A 25,189-nucleotide genomic window follows, 5' to 3' on the forward strand; every position below is an offset into this window, starting at 1 on the left:
AGAGAGGAGAATGCATCTTGGGTCAATATGACTGGACCGACGGGTACTGCCTTGCTAAGAAAGGCGTAGTGAAAGACTATAAACCGGAATGGGACGCTGTGCGCTACCGCGTGGGGGAGAAAATGTTTGCCATGCAGGGAGGGGACAAGGAAGGCCGCCCCATTATTACCATCAAGCTGGAACCTGCGCTGGGCGCTTTGCTGCGTTCCCGGTATTCCGACATTGTGCCGGGCTATTATATGAATAAAGAGCACTGGAACTCCCTGTATCTGGAGGGAGCTGTTCCGAACGAAACGGTCAGGGAAATGCTGGACAACGCGTATGCGGTTGTATTCGCCTCTCTGAGCGGAAAAGTGCGCCGGGAACTGGAAGAAGGGAATCGGGAAAAATGAAAACAGCTTTGATTACCGGGTCCTCCCGCGGAATCGGAAGGGCGGCCGCCCTCCGCCTTGCCGGGGACGGCTTTCGTGTCGTCATCAATTATCATACTTCCAAAGGGGAAGCGGAATCCCTTCTGGACGAGCTGAGCGCGCGGGATTTTCCCGGCTGCGCCGCGGTACAGGCCGATGTTTCCGACAGGGCGCAGGTGGAAAAGATGTTTGCTTTGGCCGGCGGCGTGGATGTGCTGGTCAACAATGCGGGCATCGCGCAGCAGAAGCTCTTTACGGACCTTACAGAACAGGACTGGGACAGAATGTTCGACGTGGACGTCAAGGGGATTTTCCACTGCTGCCAGTGCGCGCTTCCGTATATGATTCACCGCAAGCAGGGAAAAATCATCAATATCTCCTCCATGTGGGGACAGGTCGGCGCTTCCTGCGAGGTGCATTATTCCGCGGCAAAGGCGGCGGTGATCGGGCTGACCAAAGCGCTGGCGAAGGAAGTCGGCCCGTCGGGAATCCAGGTCAACTGCGTGGCGCCGGGCGTCATAGCGACCGAAATGAACGCGCAGCTTGACGAAAGCACCCTTTGCGGGCTGAAAGAGGAGACCCCGCTCGGCATGCTTGGCGCGGCGGAGGATATTGCCGCCGCCGTCAGCTTCCTTGCGGGGGAAAATTCGCGCTTTATCACCGGTCAGGTACTGGGTGTCAACGGCGGAATGATTATCTGAAAGAAATACGGGCCGCCGGCTGCACCAATACAATTTTTTCATAACCGTTACAAAGCTGTCAGAAATATAGACATTCCATGATTTTCCATGATACTATAATGAAAGTGATAAAGAATTTCATATCGTTGACAATAGAGAAGTATGAAAAGGGGAATCGGGATGATCTACCGGGCAAAGCGCGCGGCGCTTCTGCTGCTGGCGGTTTGCGTCCTTTTGCAGGCGGGCTGCGCCGGGAAAGCGGAAGCAGAGACAAATTCCAGCAGGGTAAACGGTTTTTCACAAGGCAGCAATGTGGTCAACGCCAAAGAAGACGGGGTGCGGATTCAGACTGCGGTTCCGACATTCGTCGGCTTTTCCGCGGCGCAGGAGCTGAACGAAAAGATCAGGGAGATTTCCGATAACGGACTTGCCGAGGTAAAGCGGGCGGAAAAGGAGCTTGGCAATTCGGCGGCGAAGGGGAATCTTTTTTTCCAGAGCTGTTACGATCTCTTTTGGGATAATGATATCCTTTCCGTGTGGGTCATGAATGAGAATTACACGGGCGGCGCACACGGCTACCGGTGGGTGAAGTCTTTCAATGTGAATATTCAGACCGGGGAATCCTACGATACGCCCGGCGCGCTGTTTAAGGACCCCGAAGCGGGAACCAAACAAATTACGGATAAGATCCTCAAGGATATTAAAGAGCGTCCCGATCTTTATTTTTCCGAAGCGGCAAAAACGGTGGAGGAAAAGCATGGCGCGTATTCTTATTATCTGGACGGGCAGGATCTTGTCGTCTATTTTGACCTGTATGAGCTGATGCCTTACGCGGGAGGAATGCCGGAGTTCCGCTTTTCGCTGGATGACCTCGACCTGAAATTCCGCATGGGCAATAACCCTGACCGGTTGAACGTACGGCACAACGGGATGGATATGGAGTTTCAGAATCCGGTCGTTGTGAACGACGGCGGCGTGCTTTTGCCGCTGGAAGAAACCGCCGACACGCTGAATCATACTGTGGAAAAGACGGACGCGGGTTACAAGGTGGACGGGAAAAGCGTGAAACCGACTATGATCGACGGCGTGGCGTATATGCCGGTCGAAACATTCAATACGCTGGGGGAAAACGGCCCGATTCCCGGCTTCGTCTTTTATGACGGAAAAACGCTCTGGATTTTCACCCAGACCGCGCAAAGTGAGGAAGAAAAAAAGCTGATGAGCAGCAGCATGGACAGCGTCGGAAGCGAGATTTATCTGAACAGCGCTCCGGGCGGCACCTCTTCCGAGGTTTCGTGGAAGAAAAGGATGTGCTATATCAAAAGCTACGATGAAAAAACCGAAACTGTTGCTCTGGACCCGATCGAATGGATCACCAGTGAAGATAAGACCCGGATTCAGGAGTTGAAACTCGACGGTGATTTCCCGGACGGTTATTACATTTACAATCCTACCGTGGAAACGGAGAAAATAAAGCTCTCTGAAAACGCGAAAATCAGTCTCATTCAGTGGAATGCGCAAAACGTGGCGGAATCCGACGTACAGACAGACGCCGCGGGACTGGGGAAGCGTCTTGCTGAGGACGGCGCTCTGAGCTTTCCCTATGAATACACCGTAAGCGACGGAAAAATCATCGCGCTGCGGGAGCAGTACGTACCGTAATTTGATTAACAGCAATTCCATTTCAACTTGTGGGACAAAACACGTTTCTCCCCCGCCGGAGGCGGGGGAGAAACGCAAACTTGTTGCAGAATCAACCGGAAATGCTATAAGATTGGATACAGGGAGGGAAAACGATGAGAAACAGGGGATTTTTGGCGCTTTCCGCCGCATTGCTGATGACGGCGTACATCCTTGGCGGCTGCGCTTCACAGGGGAGGGGCTCCGCCGCAGCGCCCGCGACGGAACAGCAATCCGTCGCCATGCAGGACGCGCGGGCAGCGAACGAAGCGGCGGGAATCGACGGCGGACAGCAGAAATCGGTGGCCGCGAACGGTACCGCGAGTACGGCGGGCAGTAATCCGACCGCGGGCGAAATCGCGGCCGCTTCTTCCAGCCAGAAGATCATAGAGCGCCTGTCGTATCAGATAGAAACACTGAAATTCGACGATTCCGTCCGGAAGGTCCAGAGCCTCTGCACGGAGCTGAACGGCTATGTGCAGGATTCCAGCGTCACGGGCAGCGGGATAGAGAAGCAGGACCTGCGCTCCGCGAGCTTTGTCCTGCGGATTCCACAGGAAAAGCTCAGCCAGTTCAAAAGCAGCGCGGGCTCCATCGGGAGCATCCTGAATCTGACCAGCTCGAGCGAAAATATCAGCGAAAGCTATTATGATACCGAAGCAAGGCTGAAAAGCCTGCGTACCCAGCAGGAAAGGCTGATGGCCCTGCTGCAGAAATCCGGTTCCCTGACCGATATCATCGCGTTGGAAAAGGCGCTTGCGGACGTCAATTACCAGATCGAGCAGTATACCGGCACTTTGCGCCAGTACGATTCCCTGATTAACTACAGCACCGTTTCCATTCAGCTCAATGAGGTCGTGAAGCCCACGGAGCTTGAAAAGACGCCGGTGACCCTCGGCGAAAAAATTTCAAGGCAGTTCAGGGATTCCCTGCGCGCGCTCGGCGGGTTCGGCGAAGGGCTGCTGGTCTTTGTGCTCGGCGGCGCGCCCGTGATCCTGCTTCTGGCGGTGATCGCTGCGGCGGTGGTGCTTGTCCTGCGCAAAAGGAGAAGAAGGTCTGGGAAGGCGGCGAAAAAGGCCGAAGCAACGTTTACACAGGAACAGAAAGAAGAGAGTTCCGGAGATAAATAGTTCGTATAGCCGAAAGCGGGCCGTTTCCCAGCTTGGGGAAACGGCCCGCTTTTGTATGTATGGTACAGAATTCACTATGCTTTCCGCCCATACTGCGGGTTACAAACCGCAAGAAAGCAAGGAACATATCAGACTGAATTATTTCAGATTCGGAAATTTTGGTCTGCAATATGCTTTGTGGCTTGCAAAACTGGTCAAAAATCAATATACTTGTATAAGATTGTGTGGCGCCGCTCCAGAAAATTACAGAGGCTGCAGAGGGGTATGCGCGAATTTTTCGGAGGAAATAAAGTGAAAAAAGCGAAAAGTATTAAGGAAATTGCGGAGCTGGCAGGGGTTTCGACAGCAACGGTTTCCCGTGTGATTAATCAGAATGGACGCTTTTCCCAGGAAACAGAGGCACGTGTCCGCAGCATTATCGCGCAGAACGATTATGTACCCAATATGACTGCTAAAGGCCTGCGTACAAACCGCACGCGCGTGATCGGCATTATGGTGCCGGATATTACAAACCCGCATTTTTCGAGTATCGTGCTCAAATTGGAAATGAATCTGTTTCGCCGAGGGTATTCCTGCCTGATCTGCAATACAAATGAAAATGCGGACTTGGAGAAAAAGCATGTTCAATCGCTTACTGCCCAGAATGTCAGCGGTATTGTAATGATCTCAAGTACGCGCAACTACGCTGAACTCGGTGCGCTGCCAGTGGTATATTTGGACCGTCCCTCCCGGAGCGGGGGCAACAGCGGCGTGATGATAGAATCCGATAACGTGATGGGGGGGTATCTTGCCACCCGGGAACTTCTGAATGCAGGCTGCCGCAAGGTTGTCATCCTGAAATGTCTTTCCAATGATACCAATCAAGCCGCCCGGTATGAAGGCTTTTGTCAGGCGTTGATGGAAAAAGGGATTACCGAGGAGGAAGCGCTCTGTGTAAACCTTAACGAGGTTTCCATTGCGGCTGCGCGCAAAGCCACTCTCGAGCTGCTCGATGCGAAGTCCGTATTTGACGGTCTGATGTGTACAACTGACACCGTGGCAGCGGGCGTAGTGATCGCGCTGAGGGAACGTGGGCTTCAAGTTCCGCACGACGTGCTGGTAACGGGCTTTGACGACTGCCAGCTGGCGGTCGTGTGCGGCCCTGGGTTGACCAGCGTCCGGCAGAACGTTGACGAGATGGCGCGGCTTGCGACGGAACTTCTGCTCAAAATGATCCGTGGGGAACGTCCCGGATCCGTTTACTATCGGCTTCCGGTTTCTGTGACCGTGCGTGATTCCACCCGTCCCGGGGGGATGGGGTTAACGCCTACACCGTTGCATGAAACCGTTCCTGAGCAGAAAGGGACTGCCGGTCAGGAATCGACCGAGTACTTTAATTGATTGCGGTCAGGCTTTATTTGGCTGTAAGATTACCGCAGAAAGCGGCCTCCGATTTATTCGGAGACCGCTCCTTTGTTTGCCATGGCTCAGAAAGGATTGTTACCGCGCCGGTTGCAAGCGGTAAATTTCGATAGCAGAGTAAAGACCTTTCAAAACAGGTAATTTTGCACAAGTTGAGCAATCGTTTACTCATAATTGTGATGAAATTAAATTTACACTATTGACAATGTATTGGGCAAATAGTACAATAATCATGCTTAAGGGAAAACGATTACTCAACTTTCCCTGAAAGGTATCCCGAAATTTCAAAGAATTTAGGAGGAACTGTAATGAAAAAGCTGAAAACTCTTGTTGCATGTTTGCTGATCGCTGCACTGACCCTGAGCATGGCTGCCTGCGGGTCCGCCGGCGCTTCGTCTTCCGGTTCGAACGGCGCGGCTTCCCAGCCGACAGACAGTGTCGGTTCGACTGCAAGCGGCGCAGACCAGTATGCCGTGGTGCTGAAGGTGCTCTCCAGCCAGTTCTGGCAGACCATGCGCGATGGTATTGAAGCCGAAGCGAAAAAGCAGAACGTAAAGGTAGACATTTATGCGGCGAATACCGAGGATGACGTGGAGGGCCAGGTCACATTGCTTGAAAACGCGATTTCCAAAAACTACAAGGCCATAGGTGTGGCACCGATTTCTGACGTGAACCTGAATAACGCGATTGCGGATGCCACGAAGAAGGGTATCAAAATCGTGGACATCGACGAAAAAATCAACTTGGACGCTCTCAGTCAGCTGGGCGGTGCGTGCTACGCCTATGTCGCCACGGATAACAAGGGCGTCGGCAAAATAGGCGCCGAGTACTTAATCAAGCAGATCGGCGGGAAAGGTGAGGTCGCCATTGTGGAAGGCAAGGCGGGCGCGATTTCCGGCGAGAACCGCCGTGACGGCGCCAAGGAAGCTTTTGAAGCCGCGAATCTGAAGATTGTCGAAAGCCAGCCGGCGGACTGGGACCGCACCAAGGCTTATGATGTCGCTACAAACTATATTACCGCGCATCCGGACCTGAAAGCCATCTACTGCTGCAACGATACCATGGCTATGGGCGTGCAGGAGGCGGTCACCGCTTCCGGTAAGGACATCAAGGTCTGCGGTACGGACGGCAACAACGACGCCATCCAGTCTGTCGCGGACGGAAAACTGACAGCGACCGTAGCGCAGGACTCCGCCGCGATCGGCGCAAAAGGTCTTAACCTGATGATGGAAGCCGTACAGAAGAACGCTGAGCTTAAACCGGGAGCCGATGTGCCGACCTTTGGCATCGATGCGATCCTGATTACCAAGGACAACGCGTCTGAGCATCTTTCCAAGTAAGCCCACGGAAATATCCGACAATATCCGACTGCCGCCGCCCGCGCACGCAGCTGCGACGGACGGCGGCGTTTCAGACATTGCGAGCGGCAGACACTGCGCCGCAGGTACAGCGGGGTGTCTGCCCGGCTGACAATGTCTGAACAGAAACCGGAAATCTGAAAAACAAAAGGGGAGAACGCGATGGAACCGATTATCCAGATGAAAAACATTACCAAACGTTTTCCGGGCGTCGTGGCTCTGAACAATATCAATTTTGATGTTCGGCCCGGCGAAGTGCATGTGCTTCTCGGCGAGAATGGAGCCGGTAAGTCTACGCTGATGAAAATCCTCAGCGGTGCCTATACCCCGGATGAAGGCACCATCGTGATCGGCGACCAGGAATATCAGAAACTCACGCCGCGCCTGTCTGCCGAATATGGCATCAGCATCATTTATCAGGATCTCAGCGCCGTAAGCTGGCTCGATATCCGTGAAAATATTTTCATGGGACGCCTGCCGTCCAAAAAAGCAGGAGGCATTTCCGTGGTGGATTACGCACAGATTAACGCCCGTACCGCGGAACTGCTGGAGCGGGTGAACCTTGGCTCGCGGAAACCGACCACCAGCGTGGGTGACCTGAGCATCAGCGAAAAGCAGATGGTGGAAATCGCGAAAGCGATCGCTTTCGACGCAAAGATTATCGTAATGGACGAACCGACTTCCTCATTGACCGAGGATGAAGTCAAAAAACTGTTTACTATTATCCGTCAGCTGAAGTCCGAGGGCCGGGGCGTGGTCTTTATCTCGCACAAGCTGTCCGAAATCGCGGAAATCGGTGACCGGATCACCATCATGAAGGACGGTAGCCAGATGGGGACCTTTCCGGTCGCGGAGCTGACCACTGACGATATGATCCGGATGATGGTGGGACGCGAAATCAAAGGTACCTATCAGCATCCTCCCGAGGAGCATTATCAGTTTGGTGATGTCCTGTTTGAATGCAGGAATCTGACACGAAAAGATAACCGTGCCAGGGAAATTACATTTCAGCTGCACCGTGGGGAGATTCTGGGTTTTTCGGGCCTTGTGGGCGCGGGGCGCAGCGAAACAATGTGCGCCATTTATGGAGCGGCTCCAAAAACCTCCGGTGAGATTTGGCTGGAAGGCAGGCGCCTGCGGATCAGGAACCCCTACGAGGCACTGCGGAACGGGATCGGGATGCTGACGGAAAACCGCCGTGAAACAGGGTTTTTCCCCAATTTCAGCAACCAGCGCAACATTGCAATCGCATATCAGCTGAAGCATTCTCTGCTTGATGGAATATGGGGATTAACAAATGAAGCCGGAGAGAAAAAGATTGCCGAACGGCAGCGTGCCGACATTCAGATCAAGTGTGCGTCACTTCAGCAGCTGACCTCTCAGCTTTCGGGAGGAAACCAGCAGAAGGTGATTCTCGGGAAATGGATGGCGGCCGGGGTAAAGCTGCTTATCTTTGACGAGCCGACCAAGGGCATCGACGTCGGAACCAAAAGTGAGATTTACAAGCTGATGCGTGGTTTGGCGGATCAGGGCGTCGGGGTTATCGTGGTTTCCAGTGAAATGCCGGAGCTGCTGGGATTATGTGATCGGATCATCGTTATGGCGGAGGGAAGGATCACCGCGGAGTACGATGTTACGTCCGCGACAGAAGAAAAACTTGCCAAAGCCGCCACCGGCGAAATTGCATGATTGTGGAGGAAAACCAGATGAAAGAGATCGAAAAGAAAAAGTTTACCTTCGGGGACTATTGGGATAAATACAGCACGGTCACGATCCTTGCGGCGATGATTTTCGTCTTCGGCGCTTTGCAGCCGGCCAGTTTCCTTACGGGCGGCAACCTCGTCAAAATTATGGAGCAGAGTTCTATCACCATCCTGCTTGGTCTCGGCGAGTTCTTTGCCATCCTGCTGGGCGGCATTGACCTGAGCGTCAGCTCGATTATGGCTCTTTCCGGCGCGCTGACCGCGCAGCTGATGGTGAACGCCGGTATGCAGCCGGTTGTGGCGGTCCTGCTGGGCGTTGTGGTGTTTGGCCTGGCGATGGGCATCGCCAACGGCGTGCTGGTCACTGCGACCGGACTGCCTCCGTTTATCATCACGCTCGGCACTCAGGCGATTCTGCGCAGCCTGGTGTACATCGTGACCGATGCCCGCGCTGTTTCCGGGCTGCCGGCATCTTTCTCAAGAATAGCGGGTGGAAAGCTGTTTGGCATGGTTCCTGTGCCGATTATCGATGCGCTGGTCACTGCGGTTATTCTGGCGATCTTCACCAGAAAAACCCAGTGCGGCCGCAATCTTTATGCGCTGGGAGGGAATCCGCAATCCGCCTGGTACGCCGGTATCACCGTCAAAAAGCACACGATTATTGCGTTTGCAATTTCCGGTCTGTGCGCATCGCTCGCCGGCATGGTGAACATTGCGCGTCTGGCTGCGGCGGAACCCAATGCCGGGACCGGGTACGAAACTTATGCGATCGAAGCGGTCATCATCGGCGGCGCGTCGTTTTTCGGGGGCGTCGGCGAGATTCCCAAGGTGGTAGTCGGCGGTTTGATTATCGGCGTTATCAACAACGGCCTGAACATGGTTGGTGTTTCAAGCTACTACCAGCAGCTTGCCATGGGGTGCCTGCTGATCATAGCGGTTACACTGGACCGTTTCTTCGGTGCCAGCCGCAAGAGCTGACCCCGCAATACCTGCATCTTATTTCATTATGCCGGAGGAAATACTTATGAAACCTGAATTTTCTGTCAGTCTGATGTGTATGGACCTTTTGGATATTCGTCACCAGATCGAGATCCTTGACCAGTTTACGGATGGCTATCACATCGACATTATGGACGGTCATTACTGCAAAAACATAACACTCAGCCCGGATTTTATTCGTGTCTGCGGTCAGGTGGCAAAGAAACCGATGGACGTACACCTGATGACCACGGACCCAAACGACTGGATTGACCTCTGCGCCGAAGCGGGGGCCGCGCTGATCAGCCCCCATGCGGAGACGATCAACACCGACTGCTTCCGTACCCTGAATCACATTTGCGACGTTGGGTGCAAGGTGGGGATTACCCTGAATCCGGCAACGCCGCTCCAGTACTGTAAACATTATCTCGACCGTGTGGATGTGCTGACACTGATGACGGTGGACGTGGGGTTCGCCGGGCAGCCCTTTATTACCGAGATGGTCGGCAAGATCGAAGAAGCCAAGCGTCTGCGCGAAGAGAACGGATGGCATTATAAAATTATGGTCGACGGGTCCTGCAACCGAAAGACCTTTGGGCGCCTTTATCGGGCGGGTACCGATGTGTTTATCCTGGGATCGTCCGGGCTGTTCAGTCTGGACGATAACCTGCAGACTGCCTTCTCCAAGATGAAGGCGCAATTTGAGGAAGAAACCGGCGTCCGGCTGTGAACGGGGGAGCTGAGAGTGAATGTAGACAAAAGTTATATTTTAGGCATTGATATTGGCGGGACAAACATGCGCTTTGGCCTTGTGGATCCGGAAAACAGGATGGAGGAATTCAAGCGGATCAGCACGCGGGACGCATTTCCGGACGGATGCGATCCCGCGGAGAGGCTGGGGCGGTTCATCCGCGGCTACTGTGAGAGAAATGCCGGCGGAAAAATGCCGCAGGCTGTGTCGATCGGGTTTCCCTCCACCATAAACCGCGCACGTACCGTTGTGGTGCAGACACCGAATATTCCCTGTATTCCGGATAATTTTCACGTTGTAGGAGAGCTCGAAAAAGAGCTTGGGATTCCGGTTTTTATCAACCGCGATGTTAACAATCTGCTGCTGTTCGATCTGGAAGACCTCGGTGTGGAGGCACGGGAATGCGTAGCGGCGATTTACTTTGGAACCGGTATCGGAAATGCGATTATGGTGGATGGAAAAATTCTGCTGGGCCACAATGGGGCCGCCGCCGAGCTTGGGCATATGCCCGTATACGGCAATACCCGCCAGTGTATGTGCGGCAACATAAGCTGTCTGGAAACGGTGGTTTCCGGTATTGCGCTGGAACGGATTCAATCTGAAAGTTTTCCCCGGACGCCGATTCCGTTCTTGTTTCAGCAGCACGCCGATACCCCCGAACTGCGCACATTCGTGGAAGGTATGGGGCAAACGGTGGCTGCGGAAGTGAATCTTTTTGACCCGGACTGCATGATTCTGGGGGGAGGACTTCTTCAGATGGACGGTTTCCCAGAGAAGGCTCTCTTTCAGGCAGTACACCGCTATACCCGCAAGCCGTATCCCGAACGGACGCTTGACCTGCGCTATTCCCGCCCTAACCAGGAGAACGGGACGGTGGGCGCTGCAATTTATGCGCGCAGGCGGCTGGCGGAATCCAGTTACCTGTAAGCGGTCGGCAGTGTGCCCTTTCAGGAACAGGGGTTCGTTTGGCAGGCTGCGCTGGAAAATACAGGTTTTCTTTTTGTGGGAACTAAACTGTGGTGGTGGAAAGGAAAGAATCGATATGAAATTGGCAATTGGTAACGACCATGTAGCTGTGGAAATGAAAAAAGAGATCAAAGCTTATCTGGAGCAAAAGGGAATGGAAGTGATCGATGTCGGAACAGACAGCACCGACCGTTTCCATTATCCGATCAGCGGGTATAAGGTGGGAAAACTGGTGGCATCCGGTGAAGTGGATGGCGGTGTTCTGATCTGCGGTACCGGTGTCGGCATTTCGCTTGCAGCGAATAAGGTGAAGGGAATCCGTGCCTGCGTCTGCAGCGAACCGTATTCGGCAAGGCTTTCCAAGCAGCACAACAATTCCAATATCATCGCATTCGGCGCCCGTGTGATCGGTATTGAAACGGCGAAAATGATTGTGGACGAATGGCTCGCCGCGAAATATGAGGGCGGCCGTCATCAGATTCGCATTGACATGATATCAGAGATTGAAAATACCGGTTCTTTAGCGGCCGCGAAGGAAAAATAGGCGATAACCTAAACGCGGGGTACGGAACGGTCCATAGAAACAAACAGCGGCAGAAAACCGTTTTCCCATTCGGAAGGGACGGTTCTCTGTCGCTTATTCTTTAATATTACGGGTGCCTGTTGTTTTGAATATTTTTTTATTCGAGTTTAGTGGCTGTAAATCATTCTTTGACTCCGGCTTAGAGGAGGCTTTGTCTATTATTTAGAATTCAATTTTTCTGCTGATATAGTTTACCAGCTCGGAAATGGCGATGCGCTCCTGCTGCATGGTGTCGCGGTCGCGCACAGTCACGCAGCCGTCCGTTTCGCTGTCGAAGTCATAGGTGATGCAGAACGGGGTGCCGATTTCGTCCTGGCGGCGGTAACGCTTGCCGATGGAACCGGCGTCGTCGTAGTCCACCATGAAGTGCTTACAAAGGTCTGCGCTGATTTCCTGCGCTTTTTCGTTCAGCTTCTTGGAAAGCGGAAGAATGGCGGCCTTATAGGGAGCCAGCGCGGGGTGCAGCCGCATGACGACTCTGGTGTCCTTTTCATCCAGCTTTTCCTCGTCGTAGGCGTCGCACAGGAAGGCGAGCGCAACGCGGTCGGCGCCGAGGGAAGGCTCGACAACGTACGGGACATACCGCTCGTTTGTCTCGGGGTCAAAGTACTCAAGACTCTTGCCGGAATGGTTCTGGTGCTGCGTCAGGTCGTAATTGGTGCGGTCGGCAATGCCCCAGAGCTCGCCCCAGCCGAACGGGAACAGGTATTCAATGTCGGTGGTCGCCTTGGAGTAGAAGGACAGCTCCTCCTGCTCATGGTCGCGCAGGCGCATGTTTCCTTCCGTCATGCCCAGATTGAGCAGCCATTTTTTGCAGTAATCTTTCCAGTAGTAGAACCAGTCGAGGTCGGTGTCCGGCTTGCAGAAGAATTCAAGCTCCATCTGCTCGAATTCACGCGTGCGGAACGTAAAGTTGCCCGGCGTGATCTCGTTGCGGAAGCTTTTGCCGATCTGTGCGACACCGAAGGGTACTTTGCGGCGGGTGGTGCGCTGAATGTTGGCAAAGTTGACAAAAATGCCCTGCGCGGTTTCCGGCCGGAGGAAGATTTCGTTTTTGGCGTCCTCCGTTACCCCCTGAAAGGTTTTGAACATCAGGTTGAACTTGCGGATGTCGGTGAAATTGGAAGAGCCGCATTCCGGGCATTTGATATTGTTGTTTTTGATATAGTCGCTCATCTGGTCAAAGGTCATGCCATTGGGGTCGCCACCGGCGTCCTCAATCAGTTTGTCCGCGCGGTGGCGGGTTTTGCAGTCGCGGCAGTCCATCAGCGGATCGGAAAAGCCGCCCACATGGCCGGAAGCCACCCAGACCTGCGGATTCATCAGGATCGCGGTGTCCAGCCCTACGTTGTACCGGCTTTCCTGCACGAATTTTTTCAGCCACGCGCGTTTGACGTTGTTCTTGAACTCAACGCCCAGCGGGCCGTAGTCCCAGGTGTTCGACAGGCCACCGTAGATTTCGCTGCCGGAGTAAACAAACCCCCGGTTTTTGCACAGAGCGACAATTTTGTCCATTGTTTTTTCAGTTGCCAACATGTTTAACTTCCTCCATAATCAGGGGCGCTGGCTGCGCTCCATTATTTTTTAAAGATAATCATCTTGCTCAGCACATAATTCATGATCACCACGATGACGTTCATAATGATCTTTGCCAGCCAGTCGTTCCAGGCCAGCACGTTCACCATGAGCAGCATCCCCAGCGAATCCACGCCGAGCGACAGAAGGCGGGCGCCTACGAAGGTGGAAAGCTCCCTCCAGAACAGCTTTGCCGCGAAGCTTTTGCTGCGGAATACAAAGAGCTTGTTGGTAATAAACGCAAAAGCCACGGAAAGGACCCAGGCGATCGTGTTTGCCGTCAGCACATCCCACTGCGCGTTCCAATGAATGACCGGGCGCAGAAGGCCGTAGCTCACTACGTTGACGGCTGTGGTAAGAACACCGAAAATAAGGTAGGAGATCATTTCCGGCGTTGTCAGAAAGCGCCACAGCTTTTTCAGCTTGTCCAAAGGTATCACCGCCATTACTGAGTATTCCTATAGTTTACCATTGAACGGCACGGCTTTCAAGTACTAATCGGCCGGTTTATCGAAATGAAACGGGGAGGCGCCGTCCAGCCATCCGTGTTCCTTCCAGTAGCGTTTGTCCAGCTGGTTGCCCTCGCGGTCCTTCTGCAGCTGTTTGCTGATAAAATACATCAACCGGGTCTGCAGATAGGGCGGTCCGTCCTTTTTTCCGGCGACGGCCCTGTAGAATCCGGCCGCGTCCGCTTGAAGCCGGTTTTCAAATTTTTTCCGCCTTTTCGCCGGCATTTCGTCCCAGCTCAGGCTGTACATGGCAAAGCCCCTTTGATATACCCGGTTAACGCCCCAGTATTTCAGGCTTTTTGCGATCACGCCCATCGCGGAACGCGTTCCGGCGCCCGCGGTCGTGGACAGAATAAACGCCTTCTTATGGAACATCTCCGGACGGGGACGGTGCGGCAGGAAGAGAAAGCCGAAATGGTCGAGAAAGGACTTCATGGCGCCGCTCAGGGAGAGCACGTAGACGGGCGAATTGAAAACCAGACCGTCGGCTTCCAGCATCGCCTGAAGGATCGGCTGCACGTATCCGGCGTGCGGACAGGTCAGTTCATCCCTCAGAAAGCAGTTGTAGCAGCCCTTGCAGAAGTCGGGCAGATCCTTCGGCAAAAAAAATTCCCGCACGTCGATTTCTCCATGCTCCCTCATTGCCTGTAAAAATTTCTGCGTCGCCGTGTAGCTGTTGCCTTTTCTGGGGCTGCCGTGTATGACTGTGATTTTCATAAGAAGTCTCCTTTGCGGCTTTCAGGCCGGTGGTACCGGAGTTTCAATCTCTGTGATATCCACTATAACGGGCGGAAAGCGGGCTGTCAAGGCAAATTGCGTAAACAAATCCCCGCCGGGGCGGAAAGATTATCCATGGAAAAAACAGGCGGAAAAACCCCCTGCGGAACACAGGATTCCGCAGGGGGCCTGCAGGCTGTCGATAAAGCCGCGCCTGACAAAGGAATGAATTACTGCAGCTTCGCGAGCTCCACCGCGAGGTTCGCGCCGACGACGGCGTTGTTGTAAATTAGCTGGATATTGGAATCCAGGCTGTCGCCGCCGGTGATTTCCTTGATTTTGGCGAGCAGGTAAGGGGTGGTTTCCTTGCCCTTGACGCCTTCGCGCGCGGCATCCGCCAAAGCCTCGTCGATTGCCTTGTCGATCACCGCTTTGTCCATCTGGTACTGCTCGGGAATCGGGTTCGCGATCACCAGACCGCCGTTGATGCCCATTTCCCATTTGACCTTGACCGCCTGTGCCAGCTCCTTTTCGGAGTCGACGCGGTAGTCTACCTTGAATCCGCTCTTTCTGGTGTAGAAGGCGGGCAGCTCCTCCGTACCGAAGCCGACAACGGGCACGCCGCGGGTTTCCAGATATTCCAGCGTCAGCTTCAGGTCGAGAATGGACTTTGCGCCCGCGCAGACGACCGCGACGTTGGTCCTTGCAAGCTCCTCAAGGTCGGCGGAAATGTCGAAGGTTTCCGGTGCGCCGCGGTGTACGCCGCCGATGCCGCCGGTGACAAAGACCCTGATGCCCGCCAGCGCCGCCAGAATCATGGTGGTCGCCACCGTGGCGGCGCCGTCCGCCTTTTTGGCAATGACGAAGGGGATATCCCTTCTGCTGGTCTTGATGACGTTTTTCGCCGTGCCCAAGTGTTCCAGCTCGCCGTCGGTCAGGCCGATTTTGATCTTTCCGCCGATGATCGCGATGGTGGCAGGCTCCGCGCCGTGCTCACGGACGATTTTTTCCACATTGCGCGCCGTTTCCACATTCTGCGGGTAGGGCATGCCGTGGGAAATGATGGTGGATTCCAGAGCGACGATGGGCTTTCCGGCATCCAGAGCCTTCTGTACGCCGGGATTGATTTCAAGATAGTCTTTTAACATGGTACGTTTCCTCCATAAGCTTTTGAATATTTTTGACGGACATATCCGGGTTGATCGTGTTTTCATGGCGAAGCGCGAGCTTGGAAGCCGCCGCCGAGAAGCGGATGGTTTCCTCCGGACTCATTTTGTTCAGGCTGCCGTAAACCAGCCCGGCCATAAACGCGTCCCCCGCGCCGGTCGCGTTCACCACCTTCGCCTTTTCCGTTTCCAGAATGAATTCGTTTTTTTCATCGCGGTAATAGGTCCCCCTGCCGCCGAGCGAAATCACCGCGTGCCTGACGCCCTGTTTCAGAAAGAATTCTCCCGACCGGCGCAGGCTGCCCTCGTCCGTGATTTTGATTCCGGTGAGCTTTTCCGATTCCAACCGGTTCGGCTTGATCGTGTGCAGGCGGCCCAGAATGTTTTTCACCTTGACCGCTTTCGCGGTGGAAACCGTGTCCAGGTAGAAGTCCATTTCCGGGAACTCCTGTGTCAGGAAAACGAGGGTCTTTTCCGGCAGGTTCGTGTCAATCACACAAAGCCGCGCACGCTTGATCAGCTGCCTGCGGTTTTCAATAAATTCGGGGGTGATCTTTTCCAGCACGTGCATCTGGGCGATCGCGACCTTCATGTCGCCTTCCTCGTCGAGAATGGAAAGGTAAATGGAAGTGGGGGATTCGTCCGATATCAGCGAATGCTTCATATCCATTCCGCAGCTCCCGGCGGCTTCCAGCAGCCCCCGGCCGTAATCGTCGTTGCCGACCGCGGTGATCAGCCGGGCGGCGATTCCCAGCCTGCTGATGTTCTCGGCAATATTCCTGCCGACGCCCCCGTGCGAAATCTTCACGCTGCCGGGATTGGAGTCGTTCATGACCAGCTGTTCGCCGGGGAAGCCCTGAATGTCGATATTTGCCCCGCCGACGACACAGACATACGGCTCGTCGTCTAAAAGATAGCATTTCCCTTTGATCACGCCCTTCTTCATCAGGTTGGTGATGTGTACCGCGACGGAAGAACGCGTAATGGAAAGCTTTTCCGACAGCTCGTTCTGCGTAATCATCGGATTTTTCCGGATCAGTTCAATGATTTCCTGTTCCCTGTTTGTCAAAAGGTCCCCTCCTTTTTACAGCCGTCTTATCATAGGTTATAGCATTTCCAGTTGATTTTGAAATAAGGTTGTGTTGTCTCGCAAACTGAAATGGAATTGCTGTAAGGATACTGTAAAAATTATATAATCAATTGTTTATATAATAAGCACATGATTATAATATCACGGTTCTTCTTCGTTTGCAACAAAAAAATTTCCCGCCATAGTTTTTCACTGTGACGGGAAATTATGATTCGGGAGTATCACTTGCCCCGCAATTTCGCGGAAGGACGTGGCTCCCTCTTTGAGGGAGGCAGGGGATTATGCTTTTCCTGCGCTGCCGCAGACCCGGATTTTTGCTTTTACCAGTTCCTTTACGGCAAGGCGGGCGGGGCCCATGTATTTTTTCGGGTCAAAGTCGTTCGGGTGCTCCGCCATGTGCGCTTTGACCGCGTCGGTAAACGCGATGCGCAGCTCGGTGGCGAAGTTGATCTTGGACATGCCCTTTTCCACGCCTTCGCGCAGCGCGTCGTCGGAAAGGCCGGAAGCGCCGTGCATGACCAGCGGGATGGAGACCACTTTCCGGATCAGGGTGGCGCGGTTGAAGTCGAGCACCGGCTTTTTGGCGTAGATGCCGTGAGCGGTTCCGATGGCGACGGCCAGAGAGGAAATCCCGGTGCGGTTCACGAAGTCCGCAGCCTGGCGGGGGTCGGTGTACTGGTCCTCGTCGCTCTCGGTGTCGTCTTCCTTGCCGCCGATTTTTCCCAGCTCGGATTCGACGGGAATGCCGAAATTATCCGCGTAATCGCGCACCTTCTGTGTGACGCGGACATTTTCCTCGTAGGGAAGGGCGGAGCCGTCGATCATGACGGAGGTGTAGCCGCTGTCAATGCATTCCTTCGCCAGCTCAAAGCTCGCGCCGTGGTCGAGATGAATGGCCACCGGCACGCTGACGGACTCGGCGGCCGCCTTCGCCAGCTGTGCGAAATAGGCGGGCGGAAAATATTTTAAGGTCGAGGATGTCGTCTGAATGATGACGGGGGCTTTCAGTTCTTCCGCGGCGTTGACAATGGCCCAGACCATTTCGGCGTTTTCCGCGTTGAAAGCGCCCACCGCGTATCCGCCGTCTCTGGCGTCGTTGAGCATTTTTTTGGTAGTTACCAGCATAATTCGCTTGCCTCCTGTTATTTCAGTGTGATATAAGCGTTCAGCCCGGTCGGTGCGTCGGGGTTTCCTCCGGCGGCAAGGGCCTTGGTCAGGGCGATCATCTGCATGGTGTAGATGAACGGAATGCCGTATGCTTCAAAGCGGCTGATGCCGCTGACGGAGATATGAAGGTCGGAGCCGTAAACGTTGGCCTGTTCGGAACCGAAGGTGACCACGGTTCCGTTGTGCTTTTTCACGTCGTCGATCATGTCGCGCTGATAGGCGCTTTCGTTGGGCTGTACGGCAAAAATGGTGAGGGTTTTGGGACCGTTGAGCACCTTGGGGCCGTGACGGTAGTCGAGCATATTGAAGTATTTTCCGCTGATGAGCGCGATTTCGGTAAAGGCGAGCGCGCCTTCCTCCGCAAGGCCGCAGAGCACGCCGTCGGCAAGGACGATCACGTCGGTGAAATCCTTCTTTCCAATGGTTTCCAGCTCGGCGCGGTATTTCTCCATATGGTCTTTGTTCTGGTCGATCGCGGTTTTGACGGCGGCTTTCAGTTCCCCGTCGCCGTAGCAGATCGCGTTGATCAGCAGGCTGGCGGTATACAGGTTGGTGACGGAACGGGTCTGGCAGACGCTGTTGTCGTAAGCCCACGGAAGCACGACGGTCAAGTCGGAAAGCTCCTCAAGGGCGCTCTTTTCCTTCATGGTGATCGATACGATTTTGACATTGGCGGCCTTTTTCATGTGCTCGACCGCACGGACGATCTCCGTGGTCGTGCCGGAGCGGGACAGGACCAGCACGATGCTGTTTTCGATGGTGTGAAGGTAGGTGTCGGGATTGACAAGGTAATCGCCGCCCGCAAGCGCGACGGCGGAGGTGTCCGGACGGGTCACAAACAGGCGCTCGTTGCTCTTGGACAGCATGTAGCTGGAGCCGCAGCCGAGAAATACGAATTTGCGCTGCGCGTTTTCACGGAAGAAATTCCGGATTTCGTCTTCCTGCCTGAGTACCTGCGCATAGGTTTTATCAAGGGCGTCCTTGGTCGCCATGATTTCCTGTTCTGTTAAATACATCTTTTTTACCTCACTGTCTGTTTTTTATTTTTTGGGCAACCGACGGAAAATCCGCCGGGTTGAACTTGAAGAAGCACAGGAGCACCGCTCCCGTGACCGGGGAAAGCTGCGGTTTGACCAGCCGGCCGCCGAGCGCGTGAATCTGCTCCCCGAAAGGCTTTAGAATCAGGTCTCCGGCCTTGAACAGCCCGCCGGAGTAGGAAATGGGGAACCCGGGTTCAAAATGCAGCTGGTTCACCACGCCCCTGACAATCAGTCCCAGCTCCGCGGCGGCGGCGCGGTAGGCTTCGATTGCCTGCGGGTCGCCCCTGACGGCCGCCTTTTCCAGAAGAATCTGCAGGCTGGCCACCTTTTCCCGGTACGGAAAATACTCTTTTACCATCAGGTCGATCAGCTCGAAATCGTCGGACAGGCGGAATTCTTCGCGGATAATATCGTACAGCGGCCCTCTGGGCAGCCGGTGGTCGGCTTCCTTGGAGAAAAGCTCCAGCGTTTTTCTTCCGGTCCAGTAGCAGGAGCCCTCGTCGGAGAAAAACTCCGCCCATCCGCCGGAACGCGCGGTTTTTCCGCTGCCGTCCTCGCCGAACGCGATGGAGCCCGTTCCCGCCACGACGTTGATCCCCTCTTCACACGCGAGCGAACCGGCCCAGCCGACCTCCACGTCGTTTGTCACGTAGATCTGCACGCCGGGGAAGCACGCGCAAATCCGTTCCTTCAGCTGCGGGTCCATCACGGCGTTTTCCCCCACACACGGCAGCCCCATGCTGATGGCCGCCACGTCGCCGAGCGAAACGTTTCCCTTCTGAAGGCATTGTTCCACGCCTGTCTTTATCCTTTCCACAACAAGATCGATTCCATACATCAGGTAGGAGGAACCGGCGGTAAGATGCTCCGCGATCGGTTCACCGTCCCCGCTGCAGAGGGAAAACGCGGTTTTGGTTCCGCCGCCGTCGACGCCGATATAATATTTCATGAATGCACCCTCTTTACAAAAACTTGTTATAACATTATAATAAGATTATCGAAAGGGATTGTCAATATACAAAATAGATAAATGAGGAAGTGAGAACATGTTGGATGAAAACAGCGCGATTCCTCTTTACCGCCAGCTTCAGAATATTTTTCAGAACAATATTGAAAGCGGCGTGTGGCCTGCGGAGGAAAAGCTTCCTACCGAATCCGAGCTTTGCCGGCAGTACGGGGTCAGCCGCATGACGGTCAGGCTGGCGCTGGAGGGACTGAAAACACAGGGGCTGATTTACCGCAAGCAGGGAAAGGGCTCCTATATCCTTCAGCCAAAGGTGGAGCAGGAGCTGTCGTCCTTCTACAGCTTCGGAAATAATATGCCCGATCACGGCCATACCATTACCAATCAGCTGATTTCTTTTGAAAGGCTTGCCTATGCCGTCGCGGCGGAAGCGCTCCGCCTTCCGGAAAAGGAAGAGCTTTTCTGCGTACAGCGGCTGCGCTGTGCGGACAATACGCCGTTTGCGTTGGAGAAATCGTATATTCCCTGCAAAATCTGCCCGGATCTTACCGGCGGCATTGTCATTGAAAAGGGTTTGTACAATTCGCTGCATCTTCTGGAGGGGATTACGCCGAATACCGCAAAGGAATCCTTTGAAGCGGTACTGGTGAACAAAAGCCAGGCGGAAGCGCTGAAAACAGCCGCAAACCAGCCCGCGCTTCATCTGGAACGGGTTACCAGCGCCGGCGGCGTCCTTGTGGAGTACTGCGACAGCATCGTCCGCGGCGACCGGCTGAAATACAATATCGTTCTGCGATAAAGCAATAGGAGAGAACAGCATGATTACTACCGTTACACTCAACACAGCAATCGACCAGTTATACAAAATGGACTCCTGCCGTACCGGAAGCGTCAACCGGGTAAAAAGCTGCATCAAAACAGCCGGGGGCAAGGGCGTCAATGTGGCGAGGGTCGCTTCCCTCGCGGGGGAAAAGGTGTTGGCCGCGGGCATTGTCGGCGGCTTTCACGGCGCTTATTTCAGGTCCCTGCTTGCGCAGGACGGAATCGAGGGCTGTTTTACCGATTCCGGGGCCGAAACCCGCTGCTGCATCAATGTCAGGGACGAATCCACGGGCGAGCATACGGAATTTCTGGAGCCCGGCGCGCGGCTTACGGAAAGCGCGCTGGAAGATTTTTACCGGGCCTATTTGCAGTGCGTGGAAACAAGCGATGTGATCACGATTTCCGGCAGCGTTCCGGCCGGGACCCCCGCCGGTTACTACGGCAAGCTGATCGCGGCCGCGAAGAGCGCGGGGAAGCGCGTGATTCTGGACACCAGCGGGGCCGCGCTCCGGGAAAGCATCGCGGCAAAACCGACGATGATCAAGCCCAACGCGGACGAAATCCGCCAGTTGACGGGAATCGCCGCTGCCTCTCGCGGAGAACTGATCGAAGCGGCGAAAAAGCTCCATGACGGCGGAATCGAGCTAATTGTGATCTCCTTGGGCGGGGACGGGGCGCTGGTCGTGTCGGACGAGGGCGTTTTTCAGGGCGTATGCCCCAAAATCGAGGTGGTCAACACCGTGGGCTGCGGCGACAGCATGGTCGCGGGCTTTGCCGTCGGGATGGTGCGGAATGCTCCTCTCGAGGAGACCATCCGCTTTGCGCTGTCCGTCGCTTCGGCCAATGCGCTGCATGAAAAAACCGGCTGCTTCCGTGAGGACGACCTGAAACGGCTTCTGTCCGGCACGGTGGTAAACCGGCTTTAATCTGAAATTATTCGCCGAATTTGGAATCGATCAGCGCGACCAAGGTATCGACGGCTTTTCCTTCGTCTTCGCCTTCTGCGGTAATCTCGACCTTCATCCCCTGGCTCAGGCTGAGCGCCAGAATCAGGATAATGGATTTCGCGCTTGCGGATTCACCGTCTTCCAGACTTTTGATCGTGATCTTCGATTTGAATTGGGAAGCGCACTTCACAAAGTCGGAAGCGGGGCGGGCGTGCAGGCCGGTCTTATTGTTAATGGTTGTTTTTTTGGAATACATGGCGGATGCCTCCTTGTTACTTATGAAAATGGTTGTTTTTTTGTTTCAGTGACAGCAGGGAACAGTGTTCAGGAAAGGATGTCCTTCAAAGCGTCGTTCAGGTACTGTTCCACTTCCTTTGCGGTGGAAAGAGAAAGCACTTTTGCCGCGATTTCTTCCGCCTTTTTCATCGGCAGCTCGTTGATCAGCTTTCTGGTCTGCGCGACGGAGGAAATGCTCATGCTCAGCTTGCGCACGCCCAGCCCCATCAGCACCGCGGCGCCGAGGCGGTCGCCTCCCAGCTCGCCGCAGACGCAGACGGGCTTGCCGTTTTCAATGAAGCTTTTCGCGGCGGTGTGGATCAGGCGGAAAAGAGCCGGGTTGTAGCTCTGATAATACTGGCTGACGGCGGGGTTCAGCCGGTCGACGGCCATGGTGTACTGGCACAGGTCGTTGGTTCCGACGCTGGCGAAGTCGACTTCCTTCGCCGCAAAATCCGCCAGAAGCGCGATAGAGGGGATTTCAATCATAATCCCCAGCTTTACTTCGGGGGAAAACGCGATTCCTTCGCCGGTCAGTTCCTCCTTTACTTCGGAAACAGCCTGCTTGGCGCGGCGGATGTCGTCCATGCTGGCGACCATGGGGAACATGATCCACAGATTGCCGTAAACGGAAGCGCGGAAAGCGGCGCGGAGCTGCGTGCGGAAAATATCGGGCCTGTCAAAGCAGAGCCGCAGGGCGCGGTTGCCCAGAAACGGGTTTTCCTCGTGCGGAAGGTTCAGACAGTCGAGTTTTTTGTCTCCGCCGACATCCAGCGTGCGCAGCGTTACGGGGCGGTCGCCGAATTTAGTGAGAACCTCGCGGTAAATGGCAAACTGCTCTTCTTCGGTGGGCAGGCTGTCCCTGCCCAGGTACAGGAATTCCGTGCGGAACAGGCCGACGCCGTCGGTGCATTTGGCCCCTTCCAGCGACTGCTCGCTGACGGAGGCCAGATTCAGTTCGATATCCACCCGCACCCCGTCCGGAGTGACGGCTTCTTTCTCCATATACGTGTTGATCCGGGCCTGCTGTGCAAGAAACCGGCGGCGCTTTTCGGCGCAGTCGGCAAGCTGCTCCGCCGTCGGCCCGCTGATCACCTGACCGGCCAGCGCGTCGGCAATCACGGTCTCCCCCTGGGAAAAGTGGTCCGTCGCGTTCTCCACGCCCAGAATGGCGGGGATTCCGTAGCTTCTGGCGATAATGGCCGAATGGGACGTGCTTCCGCCGATCTCCGTGACAATGGCCAGCACGTTTTTCCGGTCCAGGGTAGCCGTGTCGGACGGGAGCAGGTCGTGGACGACGATGACCGCGGGAGCGGGGAGAGAGGACAGGTTCTTCTCCGGTACGCCGTTCCAGACGCGGATCAGGCGCGTTTTTACGTCCCGGATGTCCGACGCGCGCTCCTTGATGAGCGGGTCGGGGGATTTCCCGAGAATCCGCGCGTATTTTTCAAAGACTTCGGCAATCGCCCTGTCCGGCGAGTAACGGCCGCTTTCGATCAGCTCGCGGATATCGCCGTCCATGGCCTCGTCAAACAGAATATCGATATGCGCGGTGAAAATTTTCGCTTTTTCGGGGTCGGCGGTTTGCAGGCGGGTACGGATGGCTTTGAGCTCCGTTTCCGCGTTTTTCCGCGCGGCCTCATATTTGTTTAACGCCTCCGCGGCCGCGCCTTCTTCGAGCGGCGCTTCGCTGACGGCGGCGGTAAAAGGCTGGTAAAGAAAAACGGGACCTGCCGCAATTCCTCTTGAAACGGGATTGCCGTGATAAATCATATGGTTTGTGCCTCCTTAAAAACATGCCGGAAAGGTTCGGCTATATCCCGTCTCCCGCAGGGGTTTGCTGCAGCTTTGGTTTCCTTTTGAACTGCCTGATGCCGACCGCACCCATTTCCATTGCGCCCTGAACGGTTTCTTCCATCGTTTCTTTCTCTTCCAGCAGGACGGAAGTCAGCATGGGCATATTCAGACCGGAAATGACTTCGATTTCTTTGTCCGGGAATTCGCTTTTGAGGGTAACGGCGGTTTTGAAGGGAGATCCGCCGGCCAGGTCCACCAGAACCAGAATCTGGTCGCCGAGCGCTTTCATCGCCTGCCTGAGCTTATCGGAGAGCGTGTCGACATTGTCCGATTCCACAAAATCCACGCCCAGATATTTATCCCTCGGTCCAACAATCAGCCTGGACGCGCTCATCATTCCGGTGGCAAAGCTGCCGTGTCCGGTTATCAATACTCCGATCATCGTTCTATATTACTCCTTTTATAAGCAATCTATACTGCAGGCAGTTTCGTACGGCGCGGCGTTCCCGGCTGGAACGGGGCCGCAATGGGATTTCCCAAAAACTGCCTGGTTTCTTCTAAGGTGTAAGGAAGTCCGCCTACAGGATTTCCGAAGCGGCGTCCCGGTCCAGAACCACGACCCCGTTTTTCGTAAGCTGCAGGACCGTGCCCGGCAGCGTCGGCGTCGGCTTGGAGAGGCAAACCTTTTTTACGATTTCCGCCTTGGCTTTTCCGCCCGCCTGCAAAACGACCTGCTTTGCGTCCAGAATGTGGCGGATTCCCAGAGTAACCCCTCTGGACAGCGGGACAGGCTTTGAAAAATATTTTTGCCCTACCTTTTGGGTGACAGGGTCGAGGGCGACGACTTTGGCGCAGCTCTCAAAGGAAGAACCCGGCTCGTTCAGGGCCAGATGGCCGTTCATTCCCAATCCCAAAAGCATAAAATCAATTCCGCTGCGTTCAAAAATAAACCGATCGATTTTTTTACATTCTTCTTCCATGTCTTTCGCGTGAATATCAAATAAACGAATCTTCGACTTTTCAATATGAAGCGGCGCGTAAAAATTCCGGAACAGAAACGAGGTGCAGTTTTCCGATTCGTCTTCCAAATCCAGCCACTCGTCCAGCTCCACAAATTCCGCCCTGCTGAAGTCCGCTTCGCCGGAATCCGAGCGCTCCTTCAGAATCTGATAGGTCCGGACCGCGGTGTTTCCCGCAGCCAAGCACAGCAGCAAATCCGGCTTCGCTTTCACGGCCTCGCAAAGAAAGTCCGCGCAGCGCTGCGACATCGCCTCAAAGTCATCACAAATGATTGTTTTGGGAGAGCTGCCCGTATTTTCGTTATGAAGGGAAGAGGTTCCTTCCCTGTTTTTCTGTAAATTCATCGCTGAATCCTCCGATAGGAAGTCGTTGGCTCCGCCCGTTTACAGGGGCCGGTCGGCTCCCGCAACAGCTTCGGCAAACCATGATAGTGAAATGGGGTACAGAGAACTGTACCCC

The 25,189-nt window shown here is 54.7% G+C and carries 25 protein-coding genes; 13 read left to right on the forward strand and 12 right to left on the reverse strand.

Going from position 1 to position 25,189, the window contains the following annotated elements; all coding sequences use genetic code 11:
* Positions 1 to 17: 17 nt before the first annotated feature.
* The 11 genes from ACRQV7_RS01905 to rpiB all read left to right on the forward strand — a co-directional run bounded on the left by ACRQV7_RS01905 (position 18) and on the right by rpiB (position 11,601).
* Complete coding sequence (locus ACRQV7_RS01905) at positions 18 to 392, forward strand: MmcQ/YjbR family DNA-binding protein (RefSeq protein ID WP_444659218.1); 375 nt, start codon at positions 18 to 20, stop codon at positions 390 to 392.
* Positions 389 to 1,111, forward strand: coding sequence for an elongation factor P 5-aminopentanone reductase (gene ymfI, locus ACRQV7_RS01910; RefSeq protein ID WP_444659219.1), 723 nt, complete (start codon positions 389 to 391; stop codon positions 1,109 to 1,111). The genes ACRQV7_RS01905 and ymfI overlap by 4 nt, the downstream gene beginning before the upstream one ends.
* Positions 1,112 to 1,270: 159 nt before the next feature.
* Positions 1,271 to 2,752 carry a DUF3298 domain-containing protein gene (locus ACRQV7_RS01915; RefSeq protein ID WP_444659220.1) on the forward strand — a complete coding sequence of 494 codons (1,482 nt, stop codon included), beginning with the start codon at positions 1,271 to 1,273 and terminating at the stop codon, positions 2,750 to 2,752.
* A 134-nt stretch (positions 2,753 to 2,886) separates the two neighbouring features.
* Positions 2,887 to 3,900, forward strand: coding sequence for a DUF4349 domain-containing protein (locus ACRQV7_RS01920; RefSeq protein WP_444659221.1), 1,014 nt, complete (start codon positions 2,887 to 2,889; stop codon positions 3,898 to 3,900).
* A 291-nt stretch (positions 3,901 to 4,191) separates the two neighbouring features.
* Positions 4,192 to 5,280, forward strand: coding sequence for a LacI family DNA-binding transcriptional regulator (locus tag ACRQV7_RS01925; RefSeq protein WP_444659222.1), 1,089 nt, complete (start codon positions 4,192 to 4,194; stop codon positions 5,278 to 5,280).
* A gap of 329 nt (positions 5,281 to 5,609) precedes the next feature.
* The gene (gene alsB, locus ACRQV7_RS01930; protein WP_444659223.1) at positions 5,610 to 6,641 is read left to right on the forward strand and encodes a D-allose transporter substrate-binding protein; all 1,032 of its coding nucleotides are present in this window, start codon (positions 5,610 to 5,612) and stop codon (positions 6,639 to 6,641) included.
* A 180-nt stretch (positions 6,642 to 6,821) separates the two neighbouring features.
* Positions 6,822 to 8,348 carry a sugar ABC transporter ATP-binding protein gene (locus tag ACRQV7_RS01935; RefSeq protein ID WP_444659224.1) on the forward strand — a complete coding sequence of 509 codons (1,527 nt, stop codon included), beginning with the start codon at positions 6,822 to 6,824 and terminating at the stop codon, positions 8,346 to 8,348.
* A gap of 17 nt (positions 8,349 to 8,365) precedes the next feature.
* Positions 8,366 to 9,340: a D-allose ABC transporter permease gene (gene alsC, locus ACRQV7_RS01940; RefSeq protein ID WP_096832451.1), complete on the forward strand. Its 975-nt coding sequence runs from the start codon at positions 8,366 to 8,368 to the stop codon at positions 9,338 to 9,340.
* A gap of 46 nt (positions 9,341 to 9,386) precedes the next feature.
* On the forward strand, positions 9,387 to 10,070 hold the full coding sequence (gene alsE, locus ACRQV7_RS01945; RefSeq protein WP_444659225.1) for a D-allulose 6-phosphate 3-epimerase: 684 nt from the start codon (positions 9,387 to 9,389) through the stop codon (positions 10,068 to 10,070).
* 15 nt (positions 10,071 to 10,085) lie between these two features.
* Entirely contained in the window at positions 10,086 to 11,018 is a 933-nt protein-coding gene (gene alsK / locus ACRQV7_RS01950; RefSeq protein WP_444659226.1) for an allose kinase, read from the forward strand.
* A 115-nt stretch (positions 11,019 to 11,133) separates the two neighbouring features.
* Positions 11,134 to 11,601, forward strand: a complete 468-nt coding sequence (rpiB, locus tag ACRQV7_RS01955) for a ribose 5-phosphate isomerase B (protein WP_444659227.1) — start codon at positions 11,134 to 11,136, stop codon at positions 11,599 to 11,601.
* 201 nt (positions 11,602 to 11,802) lie between these two features.
* Here rpiB and ACRQV7_RS01960 read toward each other — a convergent pair whose 3' ends face one another.
* The 8 genes from ACRQV7_RS01960 to ACRQV7_RS01995 all read right to left on the reverse strand — a co-directional run bounded on the left by ACRQV7_RS01960 (position 11,803) and on the right by ACRQV7_RS01995 (position 19,853).
* Positions 11,803 to 13,173 (reverse strand): glycine--tRNA ligase, encoded by a 1,371-nt coding sequence (locus tag ACRQV7_RS01960; protein WP_444660188.1) that lies wholly within the window; start codon positions 13,171 to 13,173, stop codon positions 11,803 to 11,805.
* Positions 13,174 to 13,217: 44 nt separating this feature from the next.
* Complete coding sequence (locus ACRQV7_RS01965) at positions 13,218 to 13,655, reverse strand: GtrA family protein (RefSeq protein ID WP_444660190.1); 438 nt, start codon at positions 13,653 to 13,655, stop codon at positions 13,218 to 13,220.
* Positions 13,656 to 13,709: 54 nt separating this feature from the next.
* Positions 13,710 to 14,441 (reverse strand): flavodoxin family protein, encoded by a 732-nt coding sequence (locus tag ACRQV7_RS01970; protein WP_444659228.1) that lies wholly within the window; start codon positions 14,439 to 14,441, stop codon positions 13,710 to 13,712.
* A 230-nt stretch (positions 14,442 to 14,671) separates the two neighbouring features.
* Positions 14,672 to 15,589 (reverse strand): pseudouridine-5'-phosphate glycosidase, encoded by a 918-nt coding sequence (locus ACRQV7_RS01975; protein WP_444659229.1) that lies wholly within the window; start codon positions 15,587 to 15,589, stop codon positions 14,672 to 14,674.
* The gene (locus ACRQV7_RS01980; protein WP_444659230.1) at positions 15,570 to 16,676 is read right to left on the reverse strand and encodes a PfkB family carbohydrate kinase; all 1,107 of its coding nucleotides are present in this window, start codon (positions 16,674 to 16,676) and stop codon (positions 15,570 to 15,572) included. Before ACRQV7_RS01980 ends, ACRQV7_RS01975 begins: the two co-directional genes overlap by 20 nt.
* 300 nt (positions 16,677 to 16,976) lie before the next feature.
* The gene (locus ACRQV7_RS01985; RefSeq protein WP_444659231.1) at positions 16,977 to 17,822 is read right to left on the reverse strand and encodes a class II fructose-bisphosphate aldolase; all 846 of its coding nucleotides are present in this window, start codon (positions 17,820 to 17,822) and stop codon (positions 16,977 to 16,979) included.
* A 17-nt stretch (positions 17,823 to 17,839) separates the two neighbouring features.
* A complete protein-coding gene (locus ACRQV7_RS01990; RefSeq protein ID WP_444659232.1) occupies positions 17,840 to 18,880 on the reverse strand; it encodes an SIS domain-containing protein in 1,041 nt (346 codons plus the stop codon).
* A gap of 10 nt (positions 18,881 to 18,890) precedes the next feature.
* Positions 18,891 to 19,853 carry an N-acetylglucosamine kinase gene (locus ACRQV7_RS01995; protein ID WP_444659233.1) on the reverse strand — a complete coding sequence of 321 codons (963 nt, stop codon included), beginning with the start codon at positions 19,851 to 19,853 and terminating at the stop codon, positions 18,891 to 18,893.
* A gap of 97 nt (positions 19,854 to 19,950) precedes the next feature.
* Between ACRQV7_RS01995 and ACRQV7_RS02000 the strand changes: the two genes are divergently transcribed.
* Positions 19,951 to 20,667 carry a GntR family transcriptional regulator gene (locus ACRQV7_RS02000; RefSeq protein ID WP_444659234.1) on the forward strand — a complete coding sequence of 239 codons (717 nt, stop codon included), beginning with the start codon at positions 19,951 to 19,953 and terminating at the stop codon, positions 20,665 to 20,667.
* Between the two features lie 19 nt (positions 20,668 to 20,686).
* On the forward strand, positions 20,687 to 21,616 hold the full coding sequence (gene pfkB, locus ACRQV7_RS02005; protein WP_444659235.1) for a 1-phosphofructokinase: 930 nt from the start codon (positions 20,687 to 20,689) through the stop codon (positions 21,614 to 21,616).
* A gap of 7 nt (positions 21,617 to 21,623) precedes the next feature.
* On the opposite strand, the gene ACRQV7_RS02010 is transcribed toward pfkB, so the two are convergent.
* From ACRQV7_RS02010 to ACRQV7_RS02025, 4 genes are all read right to left on the reverse strand, one after another.
* Entirely contained in the window at positions 21,624 to 21,893 is a 270-nt protein-coding gene (locus ACRQV7_RS02010) for an HPr family phosphocarrier protein (RefSeq protein WP_444659236.1), read from the reverse strand.
* A gap of 68 nt (positions 21,894 to 21,961) precedes the next feature.
* The gene (gene ptsP / locus ACRQV7_RS02015) at positions 21,962 to 23,686 is read right to left on the reverse strand and encodes a phosphoenolpyruvate--protein phosphotransferase (protein ID WP_444659237.1); all 1,725 of its coding nucleotides are present in this window, start codon (positions 23,684 to 23,686) and stop codon (positions 21,962 to 21,964) included.
* 40 nt (positions 23,687 to 23,726) lie between these two features.
* Positions 23,727 to 24,152: a PTS sugar transporter subunit IIA gene (locus ACRQV7_RS02020; protein ID WP_275717896.1), complete on the reverse strand. Its 426-nt coding sequence runs from the start codon at positions 24,150 to 24,152 to the stop codon at positions 23,727 to 23,729.
* Between the two features lie 136 nt (positions 24,153 to 24,288).
* A complete protein-coding gene (locus ACRQV7_RS02025; RefSeq protein WP_444659238.1) occupies positions 24,289 to 25,074 on the reverse strand; it encodes a glucosamine-6-phosphate deaminase in 786 nt (261 codons plus the stop codon).
* Positions 25,075 to 25,189: the final 115 nt, after the last annotated feature.

The sequence above is a fragment of the Caproiciproducens lactatisolvens genome, from assembly GCF_052443335.1.
In the GTDB taxonomy this organism is placed as follows: Bacteria; Bacillota; Clostridia; order Oscillospirales; family Acutalibacteraceae; genus Caproiciproducens.